Origin of the sequence: Kocuria subflava, assembly GCF_012163155.1 — a bacterium.
In the GTDB taxonomy this organism is placed as follows: domain Bacteria; phylum Actinomycetota; class Actinomycetes; order Actinomycetales; family Micrococcaceae; genus Kocuria; species Kocuria subflava.
The window spans coordinates 51,515-72,920 of record NZ_JAAVUN010000014.1; the positions used below are offsets into that span (position 1 = coordinate 51,515).

The 21,406-nt window shown below is 65.0% G+C and carries 17 protein-coding genes; 8 read left to right on the forward strand and 9 right to left on the reverse strand.

Annotation, left to right across the window (positions count from 1 at the left end; genetic code table 11):
* Window positions 1-32 precede the first annotated feature (32 nt).
* From ligA to GTW58_RS08440, 4 genes are all read right to left on the reverse strand, one after another.
* Window positions 33-2,231 (reverse strand): NAD-dependent DNA ligase LigA, encoded by a 2,199-nt coding sequence (gene ligA, locus GTW58_RS08425; RefSeq protein WP_232817891.1) that lies wholly within the window; start codon window positions 2,229-2,231, stop codon window positions 33-35.
* A 51-nt stretch (window positions 2,232-2,282) separates the two neighbouring features.
* Complete coding sequence (locus GTW58_RS08430) at window positions 2,283-3,326, reverse strand: MaoC family dehydratase (RefSeq protein WP_119932017.1); 1,044 nt, start codon at window positions 3,324-3,326, stop codon at window positions 2,283-2,285.
* 1 nt (window position 3,327) lies between these two features.
* On the reverse strand, window positions 3,328-4,812 hold the full coding sequence (locus GTW58_RS08435) for a 3-oxoacyl-ACP reductase (protein WP_119932018.1): 1,485 nt from the start codon (window positions 4,810-4,812) through the stop codon (window positions 3,328-3,330).
* 111 nt (window positions 4,813-4,923) lie between these two features.
* Window positions 4,924-6,339 (reverse strand): acetyl-CoA C-acetyltransferase, encoded by a 1,416-nt coding sequence (locus GTW58_RS08440; protein WP_119932019.1) that lies wholly within the window; start codon window positions 6,337-6,339, stop codon window positions 4,924-4,926.
* Window positions 6,340-6,430: 91 nt separating this feature from the next.
* Between GTW58_RS08440 and GTW58_RS08445 the strand changes: the two genes are divergently transcribed.
* Both GTW58_RS08445 and GTW58_RS08450 read left to right on the forward strand, forming a co-directional pair.
* Window positions 6,431-7,162 (forward strand): TetR/AcrR family transcriptional regulator, encoded by a 732-nt coding sequence (locus tag GTW58_RS08445; protein WP_157980397.1) that lies wholly within the window; start codon window positions 6,431-6,433, stop codon window positions 7,160-7,162.
* 49 nt (window positions 7,163-7,211) lie between these two features.
* Entirely contained in the window at window positions 7,212-9,326 is a 2,115-nt protein-coding gene (locus GTW58_RS08450; protein WP_119932021.1) for an acyl-CoA dehydrogenase family protein, read from the forward strand.
* A gap of 104 nt (window positions 9,327-9,430) precedes the next feature.
* Here GTW58_RS08450 and GTW58_RS08455 read toward each other — a convergent pair whose 3' ends face one another.
* From GTW58_RS08455 to GTW58_RS08470, 4 genes are read right to left on the reverse strand one after another with little or no spacing between them, the layout of a single operon-like run.
* Window positions 9,431-10,525: a PP2C family protein-serine/threonine phosphatase gene (locus GTW58_RS08455; protein WP_119932022.1), complete on the reverse strand. Its 1,095-nt coding sequence runs from the start codon at window positions 10,523-10,525 to the stop codon at window positions 9,431-9,433.
* Complete coding sequence (locus tag GTW58_RS08460; RefSeq protein ID WP_119932023.1) at window positions 10,522-11,811, reverse strand: adenylate/guanylate cyclase domain-containing protein; 1,290 nt, start codon at window positions 11,809-11,811, stop codon at window positions 10,522-10,524. Before GTW58_RS08460 ends, GTW58_RS08455 begins: the two co-directional genes overlap by 4 nt.
* Window positions 11,808-12,368, reverse strand: coding sequence for a hypothetical protein (locus tag GTW58_RS08465; protein ID WP_119932024.1), 561 nt, complete (start codon window positions 12,366-12,368; stop codon window positions 11,808-11,810). Before GTW58_RS08465 ends, GTW58_RS08460 begins: the two co-directional genes overlap by 4 nt.
* A complete protein-coding gene (locus tag GTW58_RS08470) occupies window positions 12,365-13,252 on the reverse strand; it encodes a biotin--[acetyl-CoA-carboxylase] ligase (RefSeq protein WP_052209841.1) in 888 nt (295 codons plus the stop codon). Before GTW58_RS08470 ends, GTW58_RS08465 begins: the two co-directional genes overlap by 4 nt.
* Before the next feature lie 177 nt (window positions 13,253-13,429).
* Between GTW58_RS08470 and GTW58_RS08475 the strand changes: the two genes are divergently transcribed.
* The 4 genes from GTW58_RS08475 to GTW58_RS08490 all read left to right on the forward strand — a co-directional run bounded on the left by GTW58_RS08475 (window position 13,430) and on the right by GTW58_RS08490 (window position 17,565).
* Window positions 13,430-13,714, forward strand: coding sequence for a YciI family protein (locus GTW58_RS08475; protein ID WP_047692350.1), 285 nt, complete (start codon window positions 13,430-13,432; stop codon window positions 13,712-13,714).
* Window positions 13,715-13,832: 118 nt separating this feature from the next.
* Window positions 13,833-15,416 (forward strand): acyl-CoA carboxylase subunit beta, encoded by a 1,584-nt coding sequence (locus GTW58_RS08480; protein ID WP_047692349.1) that lies wholly within the window; start codon window positions 13,833-13,835, stop codon window positions 15,414-15,416.
* On the forward strand, window positions 15,413-15,721 hold the full coding sequence (locus GTW58_RS08485) for an acyl-CoA carboxylase subunit epsilon (RefSeq protein WP_232817892.1): 309 nt from the start codon (window positions 15,413-15,415) through the stop codon (window positions 15,719-15,721). The genes GTW58_RS08480 and GTW58_RS08485 overlap by 4 nt, the downstream gene beginning before the upstream one ends.
* Window positions 15,722-15,798: 77 nt before the next feature.
* On the forward strand, window positions 15,799-17,565 hold the full coding sequence (locus GTW58_RS08490; protein ID WP_119932025.1) for a DUF885 domain-containing protein: 1,767 nt from the start codon (window positions 15,799-15,801) through the stop codon (window positions 17,563-17,565).
* A 100-nt stretch (window positions 17,566-17,665) separates the two neighbouring features.
* Here the strand turns inward: GTW58_RS08490 and GTW58_RS08495 are convergent, their stop codons facing one another.
* Window positions 17,666-18,805, reverse strand: coding sequence for an S-layer homology domain-containing protein (locus GTW58_RS08495; RefSeq protein WP_119932026.1), 1,140 nt, complete (start codon window positions 18,803-18,805; stop codon window positions 17,666-17,668).
* A gap of 566 nt (window positions 18,806-19,371) precedes the next feature.
* Between GTW58_RS08495 and exaC the strand changes: the two genes are divergently transcribed.
* Together exaC and GTW58_RS08505 are read left to right on the forward strand one after the other, a co-directional pair.
* Window positions 19,372-20,895, forward strand: a complete 1,524-nt coding sequence (gene exaC / locus GTW58_RS08500) for an acetaldehyde dehydrogenase ExaC (RefSeq protein ID WP_119932027.1) — start codon at window positions 19,372-19,374, stop codon at window positions 20,893-20,895.
* Window positions 20,895-21,335, forward strand: coding sequence for a DUF779 domain-containing protein (locus tag GTW58_RS08505; RefSeq protein WP_119932028.1), 441 nt, complete (start codon window positions 20,895-20,897; stop codon window positions 21,333-21,335). Before exaC ends, GTW58_RS08505 begins: the two co-directional genes overlap by 1 nt.
* Window positions 21,336-21,406: the final 71 nt, after the last annotated feature.

Sequence of the window (21,406 nt, forward strand, 5' to 3'; positions counted from 1 at the left end):
GGCGTGTCTCATCCCAGAACCCAGCTCAGAACTCAGTCCTGAGCCACTGCGTCCGCGGCCGAGACGGCATCCGCACCGCCCTCCAGCAAGGCCTGGAACCCGGCCTCGTCCAGGACGGGCACGCCCAGGGACTCTGCCTTCTCCAGTTTGGAGCCTGCGGAGGCTCCCGCCACCAGGAAGTCGGTCTTCTTGGACACGGATCCAGAAGCTTTGCCGCCGCGGACCAGGATGGCTTCCTTGGCGGAGTCCCGTGAGAAGTTCTCCAACGTTCCGGTGACCACCACGGTCAGGCCCTCCAGGACCTTGGGGGTGGAGTGATCAACCTCGTCCTCCATCCGCACGCCAGAGGCGGCCCAGGTGTCCACGATCTCCTGGTGCCAAGGTTCTGCAAACCACTCGCTGACCGCACGCGCGATGGTGGGCCCCACCCCGTCCGTGGCAGCAAGGTGCTCCTCCGTTGCACTGCGAATGCGATCCATGGAGCCGAAGGCTGTGGCCAAGGACCTGGCGGCCGTGGGGCCCACGTGACGGATGGACAGTGCCACCAGGACCCGCCACAGAGGTTGCTGCTTGGCCTGTTCGAGTTGATCGAACAACCGCTTGGTGTTGGCGCTGGGCACGGATTCCTTCTTGGCCGTGGCCTTGGTCCAGAAGTAGGGCACCAGCTCCGTGGCCCCTTCCCCTGCCGATTTTCCGCGCTTGGGCCGGGTGATCATGACCTCAGCCAGGTCATCCGGCGTGAGGTCAAAAAGCTGGGCTTCCGAGGTCAGCGGCGGCGTGCCTGAGTCCGGGGCGGTCAACGCCTTGGCGGCTTCCTCCCCCAGTGCCTCGATGTCGAAAGCTCCGCGGCCGGCCGCGTAGAACACGCGCTGGCGCAGCTGTTCAGGGCAGGATCGGGAGTTTGGACAGCGGATGTCCACGTCCCCCTCCTTGGCCGGTGCCAACGTGGTGCCACAGGACGGACACTGGGTGGGCATCACGAATTCGCGTTCACTGCCGTCCCGCAGCGCCACCACCGGTCCCACGATCTCCGGGATGACGTCCCCGGCCTTGCGCAGCACCACGGTGTCCCCGATCAACACGCCTTTGGCCTTGACCACGTCTTGGTTGTGCAAGGTGGCCATGGACACCGTGGACCCTGCCACGGTGACCGGCACCATGATCCCGAACGGGGTCACCCGTCCAGTGCGCCCCACGCCTACGGCTATATCCAATAGTTCAGTAAAGACTTCCTCCGGAGGGTATTTGTAGGCCACCGCCCACCGCGGAGTGCGGGAGGTGTGCCCCAGTTGCCGCTGGGTGGAACGGTCATTGACCTTGACCACAATGCCGTCAATCCCGTGGACCAGGCTGTGGCGTTTGTCCCCATACTCCTGGATGTAGTCCAAGATCTGATCCACGGAGGTGAAGACCTGTGAGTAGGGGCTCACGGGCAAACCCCAGGCCCGCATGTGGTCATAGACCTCAGACTGCTGGGTGATCTCCAGCCCGGTGGCCGCGCCGATGCCATGGACGTACATGGACAGTGGCCGCTTGGCGGTTTCGGCAGGGTCCTTCTGGCGCAGGGAGCCCGCGGCTGAGTTTCGCGGATTGGCAAAGGGAGGTTTGCCCTCCGCCACGCGCTCCTGATTGACCCGTTCAAAGTCCTGGGTGGAGATGAAGATTTCCCCGCGGATCTCGATTTCCTCAGGGATCTGCTCCCCGGTGAGCTGTGCGGGGATGGTCTTGATGGTCTCCACGTTGTGCGTGACGTCCTCCCCGGTGGTGCCGTCCCCACGGGTGGCAGCACGCACCAGGCGCCCCTGCCTGTACAGCAGGTTCACGGCCAGGCCGTCAATCTTCAGTTCTGTGAGCCACTCGAGGTCAGGGGCGCCGTGCAGGGCGGCCACCGACGCTTCCGCACGAGCAAGCCACGCCTCAAGTTCCTGGATGGAGAACACGTCCTCCAGGGAGTACATCTTCTCCAGGTGCTTGACCGGAGCGAAAGCAGCAGAGACCTCGCCCCCGACCTCCTGTGTAGGTGATTCGTTACTTCGTAGGACAGGATATGAGACCTCGAACGCGCGCAGTCGCTTGAATAAGTAGTCATACTCTGCGTCAGAGATGGTGGGCGCATCACGGTCGTAATACGCAGCGCGGGCTGCTCGAATCTCTTCTATCAGCGACGCGTATTCTTGCTGGTCCTGATCTGAGGGGCGATCGGTCCGGGGAGTCTCAATCTGGGTGCTCACGCAGCCATTGTGGACCACACCTCTGACAACACAACTGCCCGGACCGATCAATCACCGCTGCACCGTCAAGGTGGCGTGCGGCTTGCGCTTCTTGGCGTTCCACACCGTCACGGTGGCCTCCCGCAGGCCCTCTGCCCGGCCCGTGCGGTCAACGGCCACAGCCACGGAACTAGGCAGCACCAACGGCGTTTGGAACTCGACCTCCCAGGTCATGGGGGCTTGGGCATCCACCATGGCCAGGGCGCGGGAGGCGGTGTACATCCCATGGGCAATCGCACCCTTCATGCCCAGTGCCTTGGCGCTGGGCCCACTGAGGTGGATCGGATTGACGTCCCCGGAGACTGCTGCGTACCGCCGCCCCGTGTCCGCACCCAAACTCCAGCGCGCTGTGGGGACAGGTGGTGTGAATTCCGGGCGCTGCTGGCTCTCACCGGAGGCTGTTTCTCCCCCGGCCTCCGAACTCAGCTGGACACCTCGTGCCAGATACACGGAGCGCCCGGTCCACACGGGCTCCACCATCCCGGCACCACGGGCGTCGTCGTCGTTGCCCCGCGGACTGCGCCGCAGTTCGACGACGACGTCCACCGCCGCCCCGGCCCGATGCTTCCGCAGATCCTGTGCCCACACGGTGACGTCCAAGGACTCCCCTACCAGCACCTGTTGGGTGTGATGGACGTGATTGGACAAATGGACCAGCCCAACGGTGGGCAGAGGGAAGTCATCGCGGGTGAGCAAGGCCATGGCGGCGGGGAAGGCCAAGGCGTGGAGGTAACCGCTGAAGGCGACCTCACGGCCCTTCTCATCCACCCGAACCGGGGCCTCCACCACCTGGCAGAAGACAGAGTTGCCGTGGGCCTCCACCTTCACCCCGGGGACCTGGATCTGGATGTTGGGCAGGCGGAGGGTGGTCCGGCGTCGTGTGGCACCGGAACGCCCGGGCAGGGGAAGTGGAGTGCTGCGCAGAGCACGCCGGACTCCGGCCGTGGCACCGCGGCCCACCAGTTGCCCTGCCGCCTTGGCGTACATGCCGCCCAGGGAGGGCATGGACTCCAACAGGATCTTTTGACGGGCAGGCTGCAGATCGTGGGCACTCATCTCAGGCACCCACCAAGTTCTGACCGCACACCCGCAACGTCTGACCACTGATACCCGCGGCGGAATCAGAGAGCAGGAAGGCAATTGCCTCTGCCACGTCCAGCGGCAGCCCACCTTGCTGCAGAGAGTTCAGACGGCGGGCCACCTGGCGGCGAGCCAGCGGAATCTTGGCCGTCATCTCCGTCTCGATGAACCCCGGCGCCACGGCATTGGCCGTTCCACCGCGGGCAGCAAGAATCGGGGCCAGACCGGCCACCATGCCCACCACACCGGCCTTGGAGGCTGCGTAGTTGGTTTGTCCGCGGTTGCCCGCCACCCCGGAGGTGGAGGCCAAGCCAACCACGCGCAACCCATCAGCCATGGGATCAGCCAGCAACTGCTCCGTGATCCGCAGTGGCGCCTCCGTGTTGACAGCCAACACGGAGGCAAATTTGGCCTGGTCCATGTTGGCCAGCATCTTGTCCCGGGTGATGCCGGCGTTGTGGACAATGCCGTCCAGCCGACCGTAGCGGGAGCGGCAGTGCTCCAGGATGCGCTGACCTGCATCCTCTGCCGTCACGTCCAAGCTCAGCGACGCCGTTTCCAACTCATTGGCCAGGGTGGACAACGGCTGGCCCGCAGCGGGCACATCCACCGGCACCACGTGGGCACCCTGGGTGTGCAGCAGGCGTGCGATCTCCTCCCCGATGCCGCGTGCCGCCCCAGTGACCACCACAACACGCCCGGACAGCGGAGCTTCGCCCTGAGGCACCTGCGCCAGATCGGCGGGCCCCTGGTCCGTGCCCACCACCAGGAACTGGCCGTCCACGAACGCACTGCGGCCTGAGAGCAGGAAGTCCAGGCTGCCGGCAACTGACGGTGCGCTCACGCTCACGCCATCGGCCACCACGATGCCGTTGGCCGTGGCACCTCCGCGCATCTCCTGAGCTGCAGAGCGCAGGAATCCCACCACACCTTGACGGGCGGCGTTACGCGACACGGCAGTGTAATCCTGCGAGTCACCGGAGGCGGGGAGATTGGCCGCTGAGCCCAGAGCCACCCCCGTGGCGGGGCGGGAGACCGTGATCACTCGTCCACCCGGAGCCAACTTGCGCAGCACGGAACCCAGTTCAAGAGCTGGAGCCGTCAGATCGGAGGGTGTACGCACCTCCGTCAGGCACAACACCACGGCACCGACCTTTCGCAGATCATCCCCGTGGCGGTGCACCTCCAGACCGCGCCCCAGGAGGTGGGTGGCCAGGTCATCCGCCTCAGTGGCGGCCGTTTCCCCCGGTCCGCGCGCGCCCGAGGTGGGCGAGAGGACCACCACGGGCCCACTCACCGTGGGGCGCGCAGGATCATGCCGGCGCAGTTCCACCGGTGCGGGCAACCCCAAGGTGGTGGCCACCTTGCGGCCGGGGCCCTGGGAAACCAGACCCAGGTAGGCATCATCAGGGCCGGTGCCCGGCCAGATCTTGGATGTGACGTTGGGAAGTGACGGGCTCATGGACAAGTCCTTTCACACGGACGACTCCTGCTGCACGGTTGCGGTGATGACCCAGGTGCTGTGCGGCGTCGTCGCCGTGACGAGATGGTGAGGTTGACGGGGCGACCGGAATCAGGACTGCGGGTAGGCGCGCAGCAGCGCCACAGCACCCTGGCCACCAGCCGCGCAGACGGAGATCAGACCGGTCACCGGGCGATTCTGCGCGACGGCGCGGGCCTTGAGTTCCTTGGACAACGTGGCCACGATCCGGGTTCCGGTTGCGGCGAACGGGTGGCCTGCCGCAAGTGAGGAACCGTGGACGTTCAAACGGGTCCGGTCCAAGGCACCCACTGGCTCGTCCAGGCCCAGGCGGTCGCGGCAGAACTCTGCGTCCTCCCAGGCGGCCAGGATGGTGAGCACGGTGGAGGCGAAGGCCTCGTGGATCTCCACCAGGTCAATGTCCTGCAACGTCAGACCGTTGCGAGCCAGAAGCCGCGGGGCGGCGTAAGCGGGTGCCATCAGCAGACCCTCCTCCCCGTCCACAAAATCGACGGCGGCCGACTCGGTGTCCACCACCTCAGCCAACAAGGGCAACTTGTGCTCGGTGGCCCACTGCTCCGTGGCGATCAGGATGGCGGATGCACCGTCCGTGAGCGGCGTGGAGTTACCGGCGGTCATGGTGGCCTCAGCCTCCAACGACTTGCCGAAGACCGGGGAAAGACCCGCCAGCTTCTCCGCGGAGGTGTCAGGGCGCAGGTTGGTGTCCTTGGTGACACCACGGAACGGGGTCACCAGATCGTCAAAGAAGCCCGAGTCCCAGGTCTTGGCCAGGTTGTGGTGGCTGTTGGCGGCAATTTCGTCCTGGGCTTCGCGGGTGATTCCCCAGCGGGCCGTGGTGATGGCCTGATGCTCACCCATGGACAGCCCCGTGCGCGGCTCCGCCACACCGGGTGCCACCGGGGCCAGGTCGGCCGGGCGCAGCTTGGACAGTGCCATCAGCTTGTCCTTGGGTGACTTGGCTCGGTTGAGCTTGAGCAGAACCTTGCGCAGACCTTCGCCCACCACGATCGGGGCATCCGATGCCGAATCCACACCACCGGCAATGCCCACCTCGATCTGACCACAACGGATCTTGTTGGCAATCAGGGAGGTGGTCTCCATGCCGGTGGCACAAGCCTGCTGCACGTCCACACCCGGGGTGTGCGGGTCCAATGCGGATCCCAGCACGGGCTCCCGGACCAGGTTGAAGGCCTTGGGCTGCTTGAGCACGGCACCGCCGGCAACTGCTCCCAGGCGCTGCCCGGCAATGCCGGTGCGTGCCACCAAACCGTCCAGAGCTGCCGTGAACAGCTCCTGGACGGAGGTGTTGGCGTACGGGCCGCCGGAGCGGGCGAACGGGGTGCGGTTGCCCGCAACCACCCAGGCTGTCTGCTGCTGGCGCGGCTGGGGGCGGTTGGACGTGGTGGCTTCCGACGGTGCGGAAACCTCCGCTCCACCCGACTCCGGACGGGGGTTCTGGGGGGAAGCTGCGGTGTTCTGGGCAGTCATGGAATGAGGCTCCTTGGGGTACGGGACCGATCCAGTATCGATCCGGTGACGGGTATCACTTTTTCTAAGAGTAACTGATACTCTCGGTATCGTGAACACGTCCACCACGCAGCTGGGTCTCAGATCTCGCGATGCCAAGGAACGCACAGACGGCCGATCGCGCCGCTGGCGCCTGCACCGTGAAAAGCGCCGAACCGAGCTGCTGAAACTGGCACGGACCGCGATTGCCGAATGCGGGGCCACGGCCTCCATGTCTGAGATCGCATCCCACTGCCGGACCTCGAAATCGGTGTTCTACCGGTACTTCGAGGACAAGGACGGGCTCAAACGCGAACTCGGCGAATACGTGGTGGCACGCATGGGCCGCCGCATGGCAGAAGCCGTGGCAGAAGCAGGCTCTTTCCAAGAAACCGTGAGGGCACTGGTCACCCAGTACCTGGAACAGATCGAGCACTCCCCGGAGGTGTATCTGTTCGTGGTTTCGGAGAACGCACCCGCGGAGGAGAGCCCCGTGGACCGGTTCTGCCAGGCCGTTGCCGAACTGTTGGTCAACGCCCACCGGCAACACGCCCCGGCCGAGCTGCACATCCCCGAAGCCACCGCACGGTACTGGGCAGCCGGCGTCGTGGGACTGGTCCGAGGCGCCGGTGAAGCCTGGATGCTGCCCCGCAACGGTGCGGACACCCAGCCCCGCGAAGCTGCAGGACCGGCCGCCCCGGAAACATCCGCAGCACCTGAAACCGAGCGGCCCAGCCTGGAGCAGTTCGTGGAGACCGTGACCACCTGGGTGGTCAGCGGCTCACGACCCCCAGAAGCCCGCTAGAACACAACACGTCACATCCATCTGAATCACCATCAAGCAGGAGGACACCTTGGCAACCTCACAGCCGAACACCTCACCACGCAACCGTCTCAGCCGCCGGGCTGCCAAATCCCAGGCACCCACGGACGCCCAGAGCGTGGATCAGGAATTCGCCGCCGAATCCCATGACCAGGTTCACCTGGACACCAGCCTGCTGCGGGAGATGCTGCTGGGCTCCTATGCGGAAGAACGCACGGAATCACGCGAACTGATCAAGGACCCCCAGTTCCACCACGTGCCCGGGCGCACCAAGGAGGAACAGCGCGAGCGCACGTTCGAGGCCCTCAAGCAGTTGGCCGGCAGTGATGCCGTGATGGCCGGGCTGCCCACAACTCAAGGTGGCGGCGGACAGCCCGGTGCCTATGTGGCCTCCTTCGAGGAGTTCGTCCTGGCCGATGCCTCCTTGCAGATCAAGGCCGGCGTCCAGTGGGGCCTGTTCGGCTCCGCCGTGCTGAACCTGGGCACCGAAACCCATCACAACAAATGGCTGGCCGACATCTGGTCCCTGAGGATCCCCGGCTCTTTTGCCATGACGGAGATCGGGCACGGCTCTGACGTGGCATCCATTGCCACCACCGCCACCTACGATCCCGCCACGGAAGAGTTCGAGATCCACACCCCGTTCCGGGCTGCGTGGAAGGACTACCTGGGCAATGCCGCCGTCCACGCACGCGCAGCCGTGGTGTTCGCCCAGCTGATCACAGGCGGTGTCAACCACGGCGTGCACGCGCTCTACGTGCCCATCCGGGACGAGAACGGCGAGTTCCTTCCCGGGATCGCCGGTGAGGACGACGGCTACAAAGGTGGCCTCAACGGCGTGGACAACGGACGGTTGTGCTTCACCCATGTCCGTGTCCCCCGGGAGAACTTGCTGGACCGCTACGGTCACGTGGAGCCGGATGGCACCTACTCCTCCCCGATCTCCTCCCCCGGCCGCCGGTTCTTCACCATGCTGGGCACCTTGGTGCAGGGCCGTGTGTCCCTGGACGGTTCCGCCGTGGTGGCCACTCGGGCCGGTCTGGCCATTGCCCTGACCTACGCCAACGAACGCCGCCAGTTCGCCCCCGTGCCGGGTCAGCCCGAGCGAGTGCTGCTGGACTACACCCGCCACCGTCGTCGTCTCTTCCCGTACGTGGCACGCGTGCTGGCCGCGGGATTCGCTCACGAGGAGCTCCTGGTGGCCTACGACGACGTCTTCTCCGGGCGCGCTGACAACGACGACGCCCGTCAGGACCTGGAAACTCTGGCAGCGGCCATGAAGGCCACCTCCACCCGGTTGGCCTTGGACTCCCTGCAGGAATGCCGCGAGGCCTGCGGCGGTGCCGGGTTCCTCTCCGCCAACCGGATCACGGACCTGCGCCATGACATGGACGTCTACGCCACCTTTGAAGGTGACAACACCGTGTTGATGCAGCTGGTGGCCAAGCGGTTGCTGGGCGATCACGCCAAGGAGTTCGCTCGCATGGACGTGGGCGTCATGGCGCGTTGGGTGGCCGACCGTGCGGCAGAAACGGCCGTGAACCGTTCCGGTCTGCGGGGCCTGTCCCAGGTCTTCCGCGACTCCGCGGATCCGCGCCGCTCCGTCAATGCCTTGCGGGACCCGGAGACTCAGCGCACCTTGCTGACCGACCGCGTGCGCTCCATGATCGGTGAGGTCGCGGAGAACATGCGCGGGGCCGGCAAGGGCTCCCCGGAGGCCACGGCAGAAGCCTTTGACCGCAACCAGCACCGCCTGATCGAGGCTGCCAAGGCCCACGCCCACCTGTTGCAGTGGGAGGCCTTCACCCGGGCGTTGGAGAAGGTCGAGGATCCCGGAACGCATCAGGTGCTGCTGTGGCTGCGCGATCTGTTCGGCCTGTCCGTGATCGAGGCTGACCTGGACTGGTACCTGTCCCACGGTCGGATGTCCTTGATGCGCGGGCGCATGGTGGAGTCCTACGTGGACCGCCTGGTCACCCGGTTGCGCCCACACATCATGGATGTGGTCGAAGCCTTCGACTTTGCTCCTGAGCATCTGCGGGCGGAGATCGCCACCGGTGCTGAGGCCAAGCGTCAGCAGGAGGCAGCCGACTGGGTGGCTGCGGAACGCGCCGCAGGGCGTTGGCCGCGCAGCGAGAAGGCCTGAGGCCGTCCCTCATCTGACGTGAGATCACCGGTTGGTGTTGAGATCACCTGCAATTGTGGGTGATCTCAACACCAACCGGTGATCTCACGTTCGGGGGAAGAAAATCAGCCGAGGTCGTGACGCATGTCGATGGGCACAAACGTGGTGGTGTCCTCATCCGCAGGCCTGGAGGCCACGGCATCGGCAACAATCACCGTCACGTTGTCCCGGCCCCCGGCGCGCAGAGCGGCGTTGACCAGAACGTCCGCTGCCTCCTTGGGGTGCGGCACCGAGTGCAGGACCCGAGCGATGTGGGCGGTGGCAACCTCGCCGGTCAAACCGTCTGAACACAACAACAGGCGGTCCCCCGGCTCAGCGGGGACCACCCAGATGTCCGGTTCCCACACCTGACCGGTTCCCAGTGCGCGGGTGATCACGTTGCGCCGCGGGTGCACCATGGCTTGTGCGGGAGTGATCTGGCCGATGGACACCAGGTACTGCACCTCGGAGTGATCCACCGTGATCTGCTGGACCTCCGGCTGCGGGCCGTCCTTGGGTGTGGGTGCCACGGGCAACGGCGAGGTGGTGGCCACCTCCACACCCGGTGAGTCGGCATCCGCGATCTGCTCCTGAGCAGGCTCAACGGGCTGGGAATCCGCCACATGGGCCGTGAACTCCCCGGTGGGGTGATGCGCCACGGACGCGTGATCCGGGGCCGGCGTGGCACCCTGCGGGCGCACCAACCGGTAGGTCCGGGAGTCGCCCACGTTGAACACCAACCACAGGCGGGTGCCTTCAACATCCACCAGCCAGGCACCGGTGATGGTGGTACCGGCCCGGCCTCCCAGCTGCTCCTGGATGGCCGTGTCCGCAGCACCCAGAACAGCACGCAGCTTGCTCAGCAGCATCAACGTGGCATCCGGAACTTCCGGATCGAGTTTCAACTCACGTTCCACACGGGCACGGAACCGGGCGACGTCGTCCAACGGCGTGGGCTCGGCCGGAACCTCCACGCTCCACGGGTCCGGAGACGTGAACAGCTGAGATCCGCCCAGGGTCCGCACGGCCAGGGCCGATGCCACTTCGCCGGCCTCATGACCGCCCATGCCATCGGCCACCGCGCACATGGTGCGGGTGACCACCAGGGAGTCCTCGTTGGTTTCCCGCCGCAGACCACGGTCCGTGGCTGCTCCTGCGCGAATCACCAGTTCAACGCTCACGCGTAATCCACCTCAAGTTGTTGGCCGGGTCCTTCCAAGAGTTCCACGGGCTGAACGTCACCGAAGCCCCGCACGTTGTGCGTTTGTTTGGGGGTCAGCACGAATCGGTCATCCCCACGCAGAACTGAGGCCGTGGACGCATCCACCAGCACACTGCCCGGCGGGGTCAATGCAACCAACCGCGAAGCCAAATTAACAGTTGGACCGTACAAGTCACCCAATCGTGGCAACACACGACCCCACACGAACGCAACACGGGACTGTGGAAGTTCCGGATCATCACGAATGATGCGCGCCAACGCGAGCGCCATCAACGCGCCCTCCTCCGGGGATTCGGCCATGAACATGACCTCGTCACCGATGGTTTTGATCAGCCGACCCCGACCCACGGCAATCACCTCGGCACAGCGTTGTTCAAAGCGCTGCACCAGTGCCGCCAACGTGCGTTCGTTCATCTGCCGGGACAACGAGGTGTAGGACACCATGTCCGCGAACCCAATGCCGCGAGCCAGCGGAAGGTCCGTGGAGTCGTCGTCGTCATCGGCATCACGCAGACCGCTCATGGTGGAACCGTCCGGGCGCTCCTGACGCATGGCCAACCGTTGCACGGCAGCGTTGAGTTGACGCCGCCATGAATAGATCAGCAGCTTTTCCAGCGTGGGCATGAGCCTGGGCAGAAGGTTCAGCAGTTCCCGGCGAGCTTGCGCGTCCGTGCGCTCACCGTTGACCACAAGGTCCTCCACCAGCGCTTCCACCTGCCACACCACCATGCGGTCGGTCATCTGCGCCATGGAACGGACCAGGGACAGGGCACCCTCCTCCGTGACCTCGTCATTGAGCACCAATTCGGAGATGTCCCGCAGGGCCTCGGCGTCACGGGCGGTGAAATACACCTCTTCATCCGTGAGATTGGGGAAGCCCATGGCTCGCCAGATCTTGCGGGCGTTGAGCAGGGACAAACCACCGCTGTGTGCAGCCTCCCGCCGGGTCATGTCACGTTCAGAGCCCAGCAGCAGATTCTCCAGGTCATGGAAGGCCTGGCGGGATTCTTCCGATCCGTACACGTTGGCCTGCACCGGATTGCGCAGGTTCAGGTTGATCTGCGCCGTTTGGGGTCCGATTTCAGGCTGGGTCACGACGCCGTCGCTCGGCTCCCGCTGCTGCCTCGCCTCATCCAGGCCTGCCTGATCCTGGCCCACGTTGTCCGGGCCCACGCTTTCCGGGCCCACGGTGTCCGCGCCGGGATCGGCGTCACGGTCACGCTGAAAAGGTCTCCACGGTGTCATGACGGCCTCCCCCAATCACCGGCACCGGCGTAGCCCTGGGCCAAGCGGTGCTGAGCATCGCAAGTTTCCTGGATGAGCCCGGCGAACTGTTCCACCTGCGGCGCGTGGTTCAGGCGCAGGACACCGGAGGCCCCGAAATCGGCGCTCAACGTCCCGATCCCGGCACTACCCAGAAAGCCGCGTCCGGGGCGTGCTTCCACCCGCTGCAACCACAGCAGCGGGATTCGCACTCCCCCGCGTGGTGCGGCCCCGCCCACCAGCATCAAACGACGGTTGGTCAACACCAAGCGGGTCAGTGCCCAACGCATGACCGGGCGCACCACCGCCAGAACGATCACCAACACCAACAGCAGGGACAATCCCGTTCCCAACACCGAGTGCACCGTTTGCCAGGTGTCATCCATGGGCCGCCAACGCACCTCCAACATCCGTTGCAGCAGGGCATGGGTGAAGACCGCAAGCACCAGCACCACCGCAGGCTTCAGCAGTTTGGACGGGTGAGCCACGGTGGAGACCACCACGTGCTCCCCTGATTCCAGGCCTAACTTTTTGCTCACCGCGCCTCCTGCACGGGACGCAGATGGATCACGTCTCCGGCGTTGAGATGGTGGTGAGCGCCGTCGTCGTCACGAATGATCAAGGCGCCGTGATCGTCCAAGCCGACTGCCTGACCTTCCAGGGGAGTCTGGTCACCGGGCAGTTCGGCGCGAACCCTGCGCCCCAGGGTGCCCAGCAGGCCTTCCACCAGGGCCCGTAGGGTTCCGTCAGGCCGGGTGAGTTGGGTGGGGTCGGCGCAGTAACTGCGGTAGATGGGCAGGAATCTGCTCACCATGGCACGCAGCAGAAGCGCCCGGTCCCCGGTGCCGCCTTCCAGCACCACGGATGTTGCGGTGTCCACCGGCAGGTGTGTGGAGCTGACGTTGATCCCGGCTCCCACCACCACTGCTGGTGGGAGGTGGTCGAAAGTCACCAGGGAGGCCAGCACACCCACCATCTTGCGATCGCCCACCAGGACGTCATTGGGCCATTTCACCTGCGCCTGCACGCCGTGATCGGCCAGGGCCTGGACGACTGCGCAGCTCAGCAGCATGGTCAGCCATCCGAAGCTCTGGGTGGGCAGGGGCTGTCCGCTGGGGGCTGCGGGACGCAACAGCAGAGAGAACGTGAGGGCCTCGCCAGGTTCCACCACCCAGGTGCGGTCCAGGCGACCGCGACCCTGGCTCTGGAAATCTGTGGCAACCAACGTCAGGTCCTCCGGGGTCTGCCCGTGCAACGCGGCGTCACGGGCACGGTCGGCCAACTCCTGATTGGTGGACCCGACCTCAGAAAGCATCACCACCGGCGCACCCAGAATTTGTTCCAGATCCCGGTGCAAGGCCTGGTCATGAGCCAGTTGCCCTGGGGCAACCTGCCTGCTGCCATCGCCACCTGCGCGGGTCATCCACTCTCCTGTTTCCGCGCCCGGGCGGGCGGGGTTATCGTCGTGATGTTGATGTGTTTCACATCCACAGTAGTAGCCGTGGCCCCAGGCGGACCCCTGAACGGGCCAGGAATTGCCCGCACGTGACCTCTGACAGCCCGGCACCCCACTGACCACACCCACCTGACAAGGATCCAGATGTCCCTTCACGCAGTCACCTACGTTTACGGCGGTTCAGCGGATGCCCTGGCCGAACACCGCCCCGCACACCGCCAGTTCCTCAACGAACTGGAGGTGGCTGGTCTCCTCTTGGCCGCAGGCCCCTACGACGACGACGCCCCCGCCGGTGCACTGCTGATCATTGAGGCCGATTCCCCCGAGCAGGCGTTGGAACTCCTGGATCCTGACCCCCTGCTGGTCGAAGAAGTCATCACCGAACGTGCTGTGCGCCCGTGGAAGGTCACCGTGGGCCGCGTGCGGTGACCAAGAATTTGTAGAAGTCACACAACGGAGCTGGTCGGCAGACTTCCCTAGACTGGCCAGGTCCACCGCTGATCCGTGCCCGGAGAACTGATGTTTCTCCGGTGAGCTGCGAGGTGCCATGAGCCACGACTTGTCCACAACTGCTGGCAAGATTGCCGATTTCCGCGACCGCCGGGACCAGTCCTTTGCCCCCGCTGGTGAGGCCGCCATTGAGCGCCAGCACTCCCGGGGCAAGAACACCGCCCGCGAGCGCGTGGGAATGTTGCTGGACCAGGATTCCTTTGTGGAGTTGGATGCCTTGCGGGTCCACCGCACCTCCGCATTCGGCATGGACAAGAAGAAAATGCCCGGTGACGGTGTGGTGGCCGGTTACGGCACCATCGACGGACGCCTGGTGGCCATCTACTCCCAGGACTTTGCCGTCCTGGGCGGATCTTTGTCCGAGGCCAACGGCGAGAAGATCGTCAAGGTGCAGAAGTTCGCGTTGAAGAACGGTTGCCCGGTGATCGGGATCAACGACGGCGGTGGCGCGCGCATCCAGGAGGGTGTGGCCTCCCTGGCCATGTTCGCGGACATCTTCAACATGAATGTCCGTTCCTCCGGTGTGGTCCCGCAGATCTCCTTGATCATGGGCCCTTGTGCCGGTGGTGCCGCGTACTCTCCGGCGCTGACGGACTACATCATCATGGTGGATGAGACCTCCCACATGTTCATCACCGGCCCGGACGTGATCAAGACCGTCACGGGTGAGGACGTGGACATGGAGACCCTGGGCGGTGCCCGGCAGCACAACGAGACCACGGGAACGGCCACCTACCTGGCCACGGATGAATCCGATGCCATTGACTTCCTGCGTGAGTTGCTGGAGTTCCTGCCCTCCAACAACTTGACCGAACCGCCCTTGTTGGACCATGACCAGGAATTCGAGCTCACGGACGAGGACCTGGATCTGGATTCCTTGATCCCGGATTCAGCCAACCAGCCTTATGACATGCGCGCGGTGATCGAGGCCGTGGTGGATGAGGGGCATTTTCTGGAGATGCAGGCCCTCTACGCGCCCAACGTGATGATCGGTTATGCCCGGGTGGAGGGTCACACCGTGGGGATCGTGGCCAATCAGCCCATGCAGTTTGCAGGCACCCTGGACATTGCGGCCTCTGAGAAGGCCGCACGGTTTGTGCGCCACTGCGATGCCTTCAACATTCCCATCCTGACCCTGGTGGATGTGCCTGGCTTCCTGCCGGGAACGGATCAGGAGTTCAACGGCATCATTCGCCGCGGTGCCAAGTTGCTCTATGCCTACGCGGAGGCCACGGTTCCGCTGATCACCTTGATCACCCGCAAGGCCTACGGCGGTGCCTACATTGTGATGGGCTCCAAAAAACTGGGTGCTGACATCAACCTGGCCTGGCCCACGGCGCAGATCGGAGTGATGGGCGCCCAGGGCGCGGTGGAGATCCTCTACCGCCGTGACTTGAAGGCTGCCGCGGAGGCGGGTGAGGACGTCGAGGCCAAGCGCGCCGAGCTGGTGAAGCAGTACGAGGAGCAGCTGCTCAACCCCTACCAGGCCACCCAGCTCGGGTACGTGGACTCGGTGATCGCCCCGTCCGAAACCCGGGAGAACATCATCCGCGCACTGCGTGGTCTGCGGGAGAAGCGGGCCTCCACGCCTGCCAAGAAGCACGGGAACATTCCGCTGTGAGCACCCATCACCAGCAACCTGGCCAGCAGGGCCACAACGGCGCCGGCAACGACGTCGTGAATCCCTATGGTGACCAGCAGCTGCCGGAACACCTGCATGCGGAGGACTCCGCCGTCCACTTTGTGGGCGGCAACCCCACGCCGGAGGAGGTTGCTGCGGTCACGGCAGTGATTCTCGCCGCCGCTGCGGAGACGCAAGAGTCGGAGACCACGGGCACCAGGCGTGCACAGAACCGCCGCGCGCGCCTCGGGTTGCGCCTGCGTCCCGGCCTGGGCGCATGGCGGCGCACCCTGCCGTTCCGCTGATTCATTCGAAGCGTTGCGGCTGCCGATCGTTGAAGCCGACCGTTGAATCAGCGGCAAGCAGCTAAAGTCGGTGGATCATGAGTCGATCCACCGGAGCCCCCACACCAGATTCCGCCCTTGTCAGCACTCCCCAGGGTCCGCGTGAGGCTTCGGCCATCGACCAGACTGCCAATGCGCACCTGGACCGTCTGCTGACCCTCAATCCGTCGTGGGCCATTGAACTCAACGCGCCCACACACGGCTGGGGCTATCCGGATTTTGGGCCGGAGGGCCTTGAGGCCGAACAGGATGCGCTGCGCACCACCCTGCGGGATCTGGATCAGGCGCAACCCACGGACGACGTCGACCGCGTCACCGCCCATGCCCTACGGGAACGAATCGGAGTGGCCACCGCCCTGTACCAGAACGGCTGGGGTGGGGCGCGGATCAACGGGATCTCCTCCCCCGTGCAGAAGATCCGGGAGGCCTTTGACAACCTGCCCAAGAACACGGACGACGACTGGCATGTGGTGCTCTCCCAGCTGGCGGAGGTCCCCGGTGCGGTGACCAGCCTGATCTCAGGGGTGCGTCACCGGCAGGAGCACGGTCCGGTCACCGCCCGGCCCCAGTTGCTCAATGCCGCCCAGCAGGCGGAGAACTACGCCTCCGTGGACGGGGCGTTCATGGGGCTGACCCACCGGCCCCACGTGGTGCAGATGCCGGAGACCATGCGCAGGCAGTTGCACTCCACGGTGGATGCCGCCCGGCGTGCCTACACGGGGTTGGCGCAGGAGTTGCGTGCCATTGCGCAGGCAGCACCGGAGGGTATGTCCGTGGGGAGGCACGAATACGCTTTGCGCCTGCAGGAACACAGCGGTGCCCAGCTGGACCTTGAGGAAAGCTACCGCTGGGGTGCCCAGCAACTGCGAGCCGTGACGGAGCAGATGCGTTTGACGGCATCGGAAATCCTCCCGGAGCACGCCGGTGATGATCACATCCGGGCCGCCATGGATGCCCTGGATGCCGATCCCCACCGGCAGCTGCACGGGCGCCATGAGCTGATCTCCTGGATGCAAGGTGTTAGCGAACACGCCATCCAGTCCTTGGCGGACACCCATTTTGAGATCCCGGAACCCATGCAGCACCTGGAGGCCAGGATTGCGCCCACCACGGACGGTGGCATCTACTACACCCCGCCGTCAGAGGACTTCCAACGCCCGGGACGGATGTGGTGGTCTGTACCTGCCGGGACCGAGGTCTTCCGGACCTGGGGTGAGCGCACCACGGTCTACCACGAGGGTGTGCCCGGCCACCATCTCCAGTTCGCCACGGCCATTGCCGCCGCCCAGACCCTGAACCGTTGGCGGCGGATTGCGCTGTGGGTACCGGGTCACGGGGAAGGCTGGGCGCTGTACGCCGAGCGGCTCATGGACGATCTGGGGTTTCTGCAGGATCCCGGGGACCGGATGGGCATGCTCAACGCCCAACGCATGCGTGCAGCACGCGTGGTCTTTGACATCGGGTTCCACTGTGACCTGCCGATTCCTACCGAGTTGGATCCCCTGCTGGGCCAGGCAGCAGGCGCCAGGCGGTGGTCCCCGGAGGTCGGGTGGGCATTCCTGAAGGACAACATTGTGATGGGAGATGCCTCCCTGCGCTTTGAATGGATGCGTTACATGGGCTGGCCGGGGCAGGCACCGGTGTACCAACTGGGTCAGCGGGTCTGGGAGCAACAGCGGGACCTGTGGAGGGCGGCCACGGCAGGTCAGTTCTCCCTGCGGGAGTTCCACCGCCACGCTCTGTCCCTGGGCTCACCCGGTCTGGACACCTTGGCCTACGCCTTGGACCTGGCGCGCCCTGCCTGATCCCGGCTGCTGTGGCTCGCCACACCACCACGACGGGGGGGGGGCCCGGTCTGGTACCGGACCCACCGCCGTCGTGGTCACCGAGGGGTGCAAGGACTGCTCAGACGGTGCTCAGCCCCTGAACGAAACGCACGGCCTCACGGCGGGTGAGTGCATCCTTGGGGCGGAACGTGGGGCCGGTGGCCAGAGCCATGGCACCCAACCAACCGATGGCATCCGCGTACGGGCTGTTGGGGTTGACATCCGAGAACGCGAATCGCTTGGCGGTCATCCCCGGGGCCCAGGTGAAGGTCTTGGCGTAGCGGTAGAGGAACAGCGCCATGACTTCACGGGAGATCATCTGGGCCGGGCGGAAGGTCCGTGAGCCATCCGATGCCGTCCGCCCCGTGCTGATCCCGGACTGCGTGGCCCAGAAGATGGCGCGCTTGTACGGATTGCGCCAGTCAACGTCCACGTAGGGCGAACCCAGACGAGTCTCCACGTACGGCATGCCCACCAGGTTGTAGAGGTAGTTCACTGCCTCGTCACGCATCAGGGGCAGGTCCGGGAAGAACGTGGTCACGTCCACGGCCTGCGGTGTGCCCGGGGTGACCATGCTGGCCAATGCCCAGCGCACGGTACCCAAGTCGGCCCCGCACGCGGCAGCATCCGTGATGGTGGCATCTCCACCGGAGGGCAGCATGGCCCGCTGGGCCAACCAAGGCGCCAGGACCACCTCACAGGCTGGGTTGACCGGTTCCTTGCCGTTGGCCACCACCCGCAGGGTCTTGACGGCGTCGAAACCGCCCAGGGCCGTGAAGTTGGTGTTGTGCCGCCACACCTCCCCCGGCTTCAAGGTCCTGGAGACCACGGAGCCGTTGTTGTTGTCCTGCCAGGAGACCTGCAGGGTGGAGGCACTGGTGGACTGATAGGCCAGTTGCATGCCAATGCGATCCACGCTGGGCACCCACCACGGGGCGGAGATGTTCAACGTGCCACCGAACAACTCGTACCGGCCGCTGGTGGCAAAGTTTCCCCACCCGCTCTGTGCCGGATCAACGGCAGTGGGCAGCGCGGCCCGGGCGGCTTGCGCAGCCGTTGGTGCCACAGCACCCATCAGAACCGTGGCAGCCAGTGCCCCGCCTGCGCCCACCAGAATACGACGCCGAGACAAACCCGGGACTCCAATACTTTCCGGAGTTTGAGAAATCATCACAGAATCGTTGGAGGCAGAGTTGAATACAGCAGTGATGTTTTTCATGAGAGTTTTCTCCTGGAGAGACCACCTGGGTGCCTGTTGCCGTCATCTGTGGCGGCAACCCGGAATCCCTGGACGCAGATTCGGGTCACCGTGGGGCATCCATATCCTGGTTGGCCAGGCGGTTTGGCGGTGTGGTGCCCGCCATGGAGTCAACATAGATCCGGCGTTCCAGGCTGAGAAGTGGTCTGCACAATTTGTGATGAAACGGTCATCATTCTGTGATCTTCTCCCCTTTGGGCCCACCACGGGCGGCGTCATTGTTTCAGCAAACAATCCATGTGTGACAAAAGGATCGCCTGTTCCGCTCGCCGTTTTCCTCCGACGTGGCCCAGTTTTCATGTCACCCGTGCTGCCGGCTTCCCAGCGAATGCACACCCGCCAACCGGCTGCACGAAGGCTCGGCGTGCAGTAGCGTGACCCCAACGGCGTGTCCTCCGTCACATGTTCAGGGTCAGTGAGTCCATGACATGTCCGTCGTGGGCCGGTCCGATCCCGACCGACCCACCGGTTGCCCGGCATCCATGAGGCAGCGCCGCACAAGAATCCACGTGACAAAGGAGTCCATCGTGACGGTTTACGCACAACCCGGTCAGGCTGATTCACCCGTCAGCTTCAAGTCCCGCTACGAACACTTCATCGGCGGCAAGTGGGTGGCCCCCGTCAAGGGTGAGTACTTCGAGGACGTCTCCCCCGTCAACGGCAAGCCCTTCACAGAGGTGGGCCGCGGAACCGCAGAAGACATCGAGGCCGCACTGGATGCGGCCTGGGCAGCGGCGCCGTCGTGGAACACCAGCACTCCCACGGAACGCGCGATCCTGCTGAACAAGATCGCGGACCGTATGGAAGAGAACCTGGAAACGCTGGCCGTGGCCGAAACCTGGGACAACGGCAAACCCGTCCGGGAGAACCTGGCCGCGGACATTCCCCTGGCCATTGACCACTTCCGCTACTTTGCGGGAGCCATCCGCTCCCAGGAAGGCCGACTGTCTCAGATCGATGAGGACACCGTGGCCTACCACTTCCACGAGCCCTTGGGCGTGGTGGGTCAGATCATCCCCTGGAACTTTCCCATCCTCATGGGGGTGTGGAAGCTGGCGCCCGCCCTGGCCGCAGGCAACTGCGTGGTGCTCAAGCCCGCCGAACAGACTCCGGCATCCATCCTGGTGTTGATCGAACTCATCCAGGACCTGCTGCCGGACGGTGTGGTCAACGTGGTCAACGGCTTTGGCGTGGAAGCCGGCAAACCCCTGGCCTCCAACAAGCGCATCCGCAAGATCGCCTTCACCGGTGAGACCACCACGGGCCGACTGATCATGCAGTATGCCTCGGAGAACATCATCCCGGTCACCTTGGAGCTGGGTGGCAAGTCCCCCAACGTGTTCTTTGAGGACATCGCCCAGCAGCAGGATGAGTTCTACCAGAAGGCCTTGGAGGGCTTTGCCCTGTTCGGGCTGAACCAGGGCGAAGTCTGCACCTGCCCGTCGCGCGCGCTGGTGCAGAAGGGCATGTACGACGACTTTGTGGCCGCCGGCATCGAGCGCGTGAACAAGATGGTCCAGGGCAACCCGCTGGACACCAACACCATGGTGGGCGCCCAGGCCTCCACGGATCAGCTGGAAAAGATTCTCTCCTACCTGGAGATCGGCAAACAGGAAGGCGCCAAGGTGCTCACCGGCGGTGAGCGGCTGATGCTCGACGGCGACCTTGCGGAGGGTTACTACGTCAAGCCCACCGTGTTTGAAGGCACCAACTCCATGCGGATCTTCCAGGAGGAGATCTTTGGGCCGGTGCTCTCCCTGACCTCGTTCACGGATTTTGACGACGCCATCTCGATCGCCAACGACACCCTCTACGGCCTGGGTGCCGGCGTGTGGGCCCGCAGCGGCACCACCGCCTACCGCGCCGGGCGCGCCATCCAGTCGGGCCGAGTGTGGGTGAACCAGTACCACAACTACCCCGCGCACGCGGCCTTCGGTGGGTACAAGTCCTCCGGCATCGGGCGGGAGAACCACCTGATGATGCTGGATCACTACCAGCAGACCAAGAACCTGTTGGTCTCCTACTCGGAGAAGGAGATGGGACTGTTCTGATGACAGAAGAAGCGGACCGAGCAGTGGATCCCTCCACACCCGACGTCGCCCTGGAGGCCACCGCGGGTCCGGAGGACGACGTCGTACGGGTGGGCTACACGAACGCCGCCGTCGAACTGTTGCGCGAGCTGTGGCACCGGCACGGTGCGTTGATGTTCCACCAGTCCGGTGGATGCTGTGAAGGTTCCGCGCCCATGTGCTTCCCCGTGGGAGAATTCCGCACGGGGGATTCCGATGTGTTGCTGGGGACTGCTGTGCTCACGGCGGCCGACGGTTCAGACCTGGGGCCTCTGGAGCTCTACATCTCCCGGGAGCAGTTCCAGGCCTGGAAACACACCAGGTTGATCATCGACGCCGTGCCCGGCCGTGGCTCTGGGTTCTCCCTGGAGGCCCCCACCGGCCACCGGTTCCTGACCCGCAGCACCCTCTGCACCGTCTGACGCTTCCCTCCGTCCCCGCCGAGTGTGGCGGGTTTGGTGGTTTCCCCGTGCCGGGGGCCACCAAACCCGCC

Excerpts from the sequence above, each read along its gene's own strand:
- GTW58_RS08430 (WP_119932017.1), bottom strand. The coding sequence starts at position 3,326 with ATGAGTGCCCACGATCTGCAGCCTGCCCGTCAAAAGATCCTGTTGGAG.
- GTW58_RS08435 (WP_119932018.1), bottom strand. The coding sequence starts at position 4,812 with ATGAGCCCGTCACTTCCCAACGTCACATCCAAGATCTGGCCGGGCACC.
- GTW58_RS08440 (WP_119932019.1), bottom strand. The coding sequence starts at position 6,339 with ATGACTGCCCAGAACACCGCAGCTTCCCCCCAGAACCCCCGTCCGGAG.
- GTW58_RS08460 (WP_119932023.1), bottom strand. The coding sequence starts at position 11,811 with ATGACACCGTGGAGACCTTTTCAGCGTGACCGTGACGCCGATCCCGGC.
- GTW58_RS08470 (WP_052209841.1), bottom strand. The coding sequence starts at position 13,252 with ATGACCCGCGCAGGTGGCGATGGCAGCAGGCAGGTTGCCCCAGGGCAA.
- GTW58_RS08475 (WP_047692350.1), top strand. The coding sequence starts at position 13,430 with ATGTCCCTTCACGCAGTCACCTACGTTTACGGCGGTTCAGCGGATGCC.
- GTW58_RS08480 (WP_047692349.1), top strand. The coding sequence starts at position 13,833 with ATGAGCCACGACTTGTCCACAACTGCTGGCAAGATTGCCGATTTCCGC.
- GTW58_RS08490 (WP_119932025.1), top strand. The coding sequence starts at position 15,799 with ATGAGTCGATCCACCGGAGCCCCCACACCAGATTCCGCCCTTGTCAGC.
- GTW58_RS08495 (WP_119932026.1), bottom strand. The coding sequence starts at position 18,805 with ATGAAAAACATCACTGCTGTATTCAACTCTGCCTCCAACGATTCTGTG.
- GTW58_RS08505 (WP_119932028.1), top strand. The coding sequence starts at position 20,895 with ATGACAGAAGAAGCGGACCGAGCAGTGGATCCCTCCACACCCGACGTC.